Source organism: Deltaproteobacteria bacterium, from assembly GCA_016219225.1.
GTDB lineage: Bacteria > Desulfobacterota > RBG-13-43-22 > RBG-13-43-22 > RBG-13-43-22 > RBG-13-43-22.
Map to the genome: position 1 here is coordinate 1 of JACRBX010000187.1, position 5,535 is coordinate 5,535.

The following is a 5,535-nucleotide window of genomic DNA, read 5'->3' on the forward strand; positions in this document are numbered from 1 at the left end:
CCCGATCGCCATGGAGAAGGAACTTCGATTTGCCATCCGGGAAGGGGGCCGAACGGTCGGCGCCGGTGTTATCTCCGAGATTATCGAATAAAGAAAGAATTCAGAATTCAGAAGCCGGAATTCAGAATGAAAAAACCGGGGGAGAAGAAGCCTTCCGGATTCAGACTCCCGGCTCCTGGATACTGTAAAGTTAGGATCGATTATGCGCGATATTGTAATCTTGTCTTGTACCGGGTGTAAAAGAAAAAACTATACCACTACCAAGAATAAAAAGAAAACCCCGGATAAGTTGGAGTTTAAGAAGTACTGTCCCTCTTGCCAGAGTCATACGGTACACAAAGAAACGAAATAGGTTCATTCGGGTGTTTGCCACCTGGCACAGGCCAGTAGCTCTAATGGTTAGAGCACCGGACTCCAAATCCGGGTGTTGGGGGTTCGAATCCCTCCTGGCCTGCCAAATGCTATCGGGAATCAAATTGCAAAAAGGCCCTTGGAGCGTATGAAAAAGATCAAGACCAAGAAGAAAAATGAGGTGGGGGAATCCGAAACGGGGCTTGAGGAAAAAGCCAAGGGATCGGAAAAAGGGGAGGATCTTTCGGTTGCCCCCAAAGCCAAACCTAAAGGAACCCTGAAAAAATCGAACCTTAAAGAGGAACCGGCCGAAAGCCTGGCCGCCAAATGGGTGGGGAAGAATCAATGGATCGGACAGGTCAAAGACTTTTTCCGGGAGGTTCGCATTGAACTCAAAAAGGTAACCTGGCCCTCCCGGAAAGAAACGATCGCTGCGACCGGTATGGTGATTATCCTATCCGTTATTGTCGCCTTTTTTCTGGGACTTCTGGATGTGGGACTGGCCAAAGCGGTGGCGGTTATTTTAAAAAGAGCTTAGTGCGAAAAGGGTGACCCGTGGCACACAAATGGTATATTGTTCATACCTACTCCGGTTTTGAACATAAGGTTAAGTCGGCTTTGGAGGAACACGTCAAGTCTTTGGGAAAAGGAGATCTTTTCTCGGAGATTTTGGTCCCCACTGAAAAGGTGGTGGAATTGGTCAAAGGGGAGCGTAAGACCTCTTCACGAAAATTTTACCCGGGGTATATTCTGGTCCGCATGGAACTTAATGATGAGACCTGGCATTTGGTCAAAGATACCCCCAAGGTTACCGGATTTATCGGGGAGAAAAACAAACCGGTTCCTATCCCGGACGAAGAAGCCATGAAGGTCATCGAACAGATGGCTGAAGGGGCCATCAAACCTAAGCCCAAGTTTTATTTTGAAGAAGGGGATGAAGTCCGGGTGATAGATGGACCCTTTTCCAACTTTAACGGCGTGGTGGAAGAAGTCAAGCCGGATAAGGGGAAGATCAAGGTCCTGATCAGTATTTTCGGCCGCGCCACCCCGGTTGAACTCGATTTTGTTCAAGTGGCTAAATTTTAAAGTTTTTAAGTTAAGATTCAGTAAGGAGAATATTCATAATGGCCAAAAAAATTGTCGCCTATATTAAACTACAGGTGTCCGCGGGCCAGGCCAATCCCTCACCGCCGATCGGGCCGGCCCTTGGTCAACACGGGGTCAATATCATGGAGTTTTGTAAGGCCTTTAACGCCCGGACCCAAGGGCAGGAGGGGATGATTATCCCGGTGGTTATCACTGTTTTTTCCGACCGGTCTTTTACCTTTATTACCAAGACTCCCCCGGCCTCGATTTTATTAAAAAAGGCCGCACAGATTGCCAAAGGCTCCAAAATCCCCAATCGGGACAAGGTCGGCAAGGTCAGTTCAAAACAGATTGAGGAAATAGCAAAACTCAAAATGCCGGATTTAAACGCCAACACCCTGGAAGCAGCCAAGAAGATTATTGAGGGCACTGCACTGAGTATGGGGATTGAGGTTGGCTAAGATCGTTAGAGAGGTGGGTTAGAACATTATGCCAGATCGAGGAAAAAAATATAAAAAAGCCGTGGACCAGGTGGATCGAACTAAACGCTATCCTTTGGAGGAGGCGGTTCAGTTGGCCTTATCTTCTTCATTTACCCGGTTTGATGAAACCGTGGACCTGGCGGTTCGTTTGGGGGTCGACCCCCGTCATGCCGATCAAATGGTCCGGGGGGCCGTTGTCCTGCCTAACGGAACGGGAAAAACCACCCGGGTCCTGGTCTTTGCCAAGGGAGAAAAAGAGCGGGAGGCCTTGGAGGCCGGGGCCGACATCGTGGGGTCCGAAGAGATTATTGAAAAAATAAAGGGTGGCTGGACGGATTTCGACAAAGCCGTGGCCACACCGGATTTGATGGGTACGGTTGGAAAAATCGGGAAGATTTTAGGCCCCAGGGGCTTGATGCCCAATGCCAAAACCGGCACCGTAACTTTTGACGTGGCCAAGGCGGTCCGTGAAATTAAAGCCGGTAAAATTGAGTTTCGGGTGGAAAAAAATGGGATCGTTCATGCTCCGGTGGGGCGCGTTTCTTTCGGGGCTGAAAAACTGATGCCCAATATCCTGTCCCTGTTCGATATCCTGTTGCGGCTTAAGCCTTCGAGCAGCAAAGGGACCTATTTAAAGAGTGTTACTATTTCAACGACCATGGGTCCGGGGATCAAGATCGATCCGGCCTTTGTCAAAGAAATAGCCAAGTAAAAAAATTTGTTGCTGGTTGCTGGTTCCTTGTTAGAACCACTAACCAGTAACGAGTAACCAGTAACGGTTTTAGGGTCGAAGACCGTAGGTGCCTTTTTAAGGCATAATTGAACCCTTTCTGCCTACCGAGACTCGTATCATGGGAATTTGGGCTCAACCATCGGTGCCACGGACTTTAAAACCTTATCAAAAACCTAAGAAAGGAGGAACCAATCATTGAAACGGGCGGAGAAGGAAAAGATCGTGGCCGACCTCCATCAACGTTTAACACAAGCCAAGGCCGTTTTTATAACGGATTTTCGCGGGTTAAATGTCGAATCGTTAAACCGCTTACGTCGGGACCTGCATCAGGGCGGCGATGAATACCAGGTTGTTAAAAATACCCTGTTTTTTAGGGCTTCCCAGGAAACCCCTATTTCAGCCTTGAAAGATCTTTTTGTCGGGCCTTGCGGGATAACCGTAAGTTATCAAGATCCGGTGGCCTCGGCAAAGATATTAGCGGATTTTGCCAAGAACCGGGAGGCCTTTGTCTTCAAGGGAGGCGTACTGGAAGGAAAACCGCTCTCCGGGGAAGCAATCCAACAGTTGTCTAAAATGCCTTCCCGTGAAGTCTTGTTGGGGCAGGTGCTTTCATCGCTTATTGCCGTACCGACGGGTTTCGTATCTACCCTGGCCGGAGTCATTCAGAAATTTATGGGAACCTTAAAGGCCATTGAAGAACAAAAAGCCAAGGCCTAAGGAACAAGAAGAAATAAGGAGGATCTATTACGATGGCTGAGAATATTACCAAAGAAGATGTGATTGCGTTTATTGCGAATATGACGGTCTTAGAACTGTCTGAGTTGGTTAAAGAGCTGGAAGATAAGTTCGGCGTTAAGGCCTCTGCTCCGGTTATGGCCATGGGAATGGCCCCGGCGGCCGAAGCCCCGGTTAAAGAGGAGCAGACGGAATTTTCGGTGATCATCACCGGGGTCGGAGAAAAGAAAATCCAAGTGATCAAAGAGGTTCGTGCCATTACCAGCCTGGGACTGAAAGAGGCCAAGGATGCGGTAGAAAATTTACCCAATCCGATTAAAGAAGGGGTTTCCAAGGAAGAGGCTGAAAAAGTAAAAAAACAATTGGAAGAGGCCGGCGCGACGGTAGAAATTAAATAACCGGTTTCTTGGCAGGATAAATTCAATCCTCACCTTTCCCTATATTTTCTGCAAAATTTGAAAATATAGAAGGGGGGTGAGGATTAACCTTCGGCAGGATACTCGGGCGTTACGAGTTACGGGTGATAATGTTTTGATTTCTAAACGCGCAACCCGAAACCCGAAACTCTGAATCGCTGAGTAAGAATTTAAACTTCCTTAAACTCAGGAAGGAGTAAGAATGACAGAACGGTCCATTCATAACGTCCGATTCCGAAAAAATTTCGGACGCATTGAAAAAATTATCGATATCCCCAATTTGATCGATATGCAAAAGCAGTCCTATGAACGGCTTCTGCAAAAAGATACCGATCCGGAACAACGGGAGATCACTGGTCTCCAGGGGGTATTTAAAAGCGTCTTTCCGATCCGGGACTTCAGTGGTATGTCGTCCCTGGAATTTGTCCGTTATTCTTTTGGAGAGGTCAAATATGATGTAGGGGAATGTCTCCAAAGGGGGATGACGTACGAAGTTCCGATGAAAATCACCGTCCGGCTGATCGTCTACGATCTCGATAAAGACACCGGCAGTCAGACCATCCGGGATATTAAGGAACAAGACATCTATTTCGGAACCATCCCCTTGATGACCGATAAAGGTACTTTTATCATTAATGGGACGGAACGGGTGGTGGTCAGCCAGCTTCACCGTTCCCCGGGTATTTTCTTCGATCATGATAAGGGGAAGACCCATAGCAGCGGGCGCTTATTGTACTCGGCCCGGATTATTCCCCTACGGGGATCCTGGATCGATCTCGAGTTTGATCCCAAGAACATGTTGTATGTGCGGATTGACCGCCGTCGCAAATTCCCCGTTACCATCCTGTTAAAGGCCCTTGGATATAACAACCAGGATTTATTGAATTTCTTTTATGAACGGGAACGGATCACCTTAGATGACGGGAAAATGAGACGGGAAGTCAATCCCGATTTTCTTTTAGGCAAAAAGGCCCCCCGGGATATCATCCACCCCTTGACCGGGGAGGTCATTGCCAAGAAAAATAAAAAAATCAATAAAAAAATTATCAGGATGCTTCAGGAGGCCGAGATTTCCTCGCTCCCGGCCAAAAATGAAGATATCGAAGGGTTTTACCTGGCCCAGGATGTGGTTGATCCAGGGACCGGTGAAGTATTAGTGGCCAGTAATGAGGCCCTGACCCGGGAGAAGTTGAACCTGATTGTCCAGAAAAAGATCGGCTATTTCGATCTGCTGTTCATCGACGGCGTCAATGTCAGTTCGTCCCTCCGGGATACCCTGGTAATCGATAAGATTTCCAATTCGGAAGAAGCTATACTGGAAATCTACAAAAAATTGCGCCCCAGTAATCCCCCGACCCTGGAAGTGGCCAATAACTTCTTTCAGAATCTGTTTTTCAATCCGGAAAATTACGACCTTTCCACCGTGGGCCGGCTTAAGCTGAATCGGAGATTGGGACAGGAAATTCCTTTAGACGAGCGGACCTTACGCAAAGAAGATATCTTGTTGGCGGTCAAGAAATTAATCGAGCTGAAGGATACCAACGGGCCGGTGGATGATATCGATCATCTTGGAAACCGGCGGGTCCGAGCCGTAGGGGAACTCCTGGAAAACCAATACCGGATCGGCCTGGTGCGGATGGAGCGTACCATCAAGGAACGGATGACCTTGCAGGAAATTGAAACCTTGATGCCCCATGATTTGATCAATCCCAAACCGGTGGCGGCGGTAGTC

At 48.0% G+C, this 5,535-nt stretch carries 9 protein-coding genes and 1 tRNA gene; all 10 read left to right on the forward strand.

Features of this window, described 5'->3' with window-relative positions:
* A partial coding sequence (locus tag HY879_16035) for an elongation factor Tu (protein MBI5604849.1) occupies positions 1–91 on the forward strand: 91 nt, incomplete at its 5' end.
* A 108-nt stretch (positions 92–199) separates the two neighbouring features.
* Positions 200–352 (forward strand): 50S ribosomal protein L33, encoded by a 153-nt coding sequence (gene rpmG / locus HY879_16040; GenBank protein MBI5604850.1) that lies wholly within the window; start codon positions 200–202, stop codon positions 350–352.
* 28 nt (positions 353–380) lie between these two features.
* Positions 381–457, forward strand: a tRNA-Trp gene (locus tag HY879_16045).
* Positions 458–700: 243 nt separating this feature from the next.
* A complete protein-coding gene (gene secE / locus HY879_16050; GenBank protein ID MBI5604851.1) occupies positions 701–889 on the forward strand; it encodes a preprotein translocase subunit SecE in 189 nt (62 codons plus the stop codon).
* A 17-nt stretch (positions 890–906) separates the two neighbouring features.
* Positions 907–1,437 (forward strand): transcription termination/antitermination protein NusG, encoded by a 531-nt coding sequence (gene nusG / locus HY879_16055; protein MBI5604852.1) that lies wholly within the window; start codon positions 907–909, stop codon positions 1,435–1,437.
* Positions 1,438–1,475: 38 nt separating this feature from the next.
* Entirely contained in the window at positions 1,476–1,898 is a 423-nt protein-coding gene (gene rplK, locus HY879_16060) for a 50S ribosomal protein L11 (GenBank protein ID MBI5604853.1), read from the forward strand.
* Positions 1,899–1,926: 28 nt separating this feature from the next.
* Positions 1,927–2,631, forward strand: a complete 705-nt coding sequence (locus HY879_16065; protein ID MBI5604854.1) for a 50S ribosomal protein L1 — start codon at positions 1,927–1,929, stop codon at positions 2,629–2,631.
* 216 nt (positions 2,632–2,847) lie between these two features.
* Positions 2,848–3,369, forward strand: coding sequence for a 50S ribosomal protein L10 (locus HY879_16070; protein ID MBI5604855.1), 522 nt, complete (start codon positions 2,848–2,850; stop codon positions 3,367–3,369).
* Between the two features lie 44 nt (positions 3,370–3,413).
* Positions 3,414–3,785: a 50S ribosomal protein L7/L12 gene (gene rplL, locus HY879_16075; protein ID MBI5604856.1), complete on the forward strand. Its 372-nt coding sequence runs from the start codon at positions 3,414–3,416 to the stop codon at positions 3,783–3,785.
* A gap of 220 nt (positions 3,786–4,005) precedes the next feature.
* Positions 4,006–5,535, forward strand: a 1,530-nt coding sequence (locus HY879_16080; GenBank protein MBI5604857.1) for a DNA-directed RNA polymerase subunit beta, incomplete at its 3' end; no start/stop codon positions are given.

Coding starts and splice junctions, on each gene's coding strand:
- rplK (MBI5604853.1), top strand. CDS start 1,476: ATGGCCAAAAAAATTGTCGCCTATATTAAACTACAGGTGTCCGCGGGC.
- HY879_16065 (MBI5604854.1), top strand. CDS start 1,927: ATGCCAGATCGAGGAAAAAAATATAAAAAAGCCGTGGACCAGGTGGAT.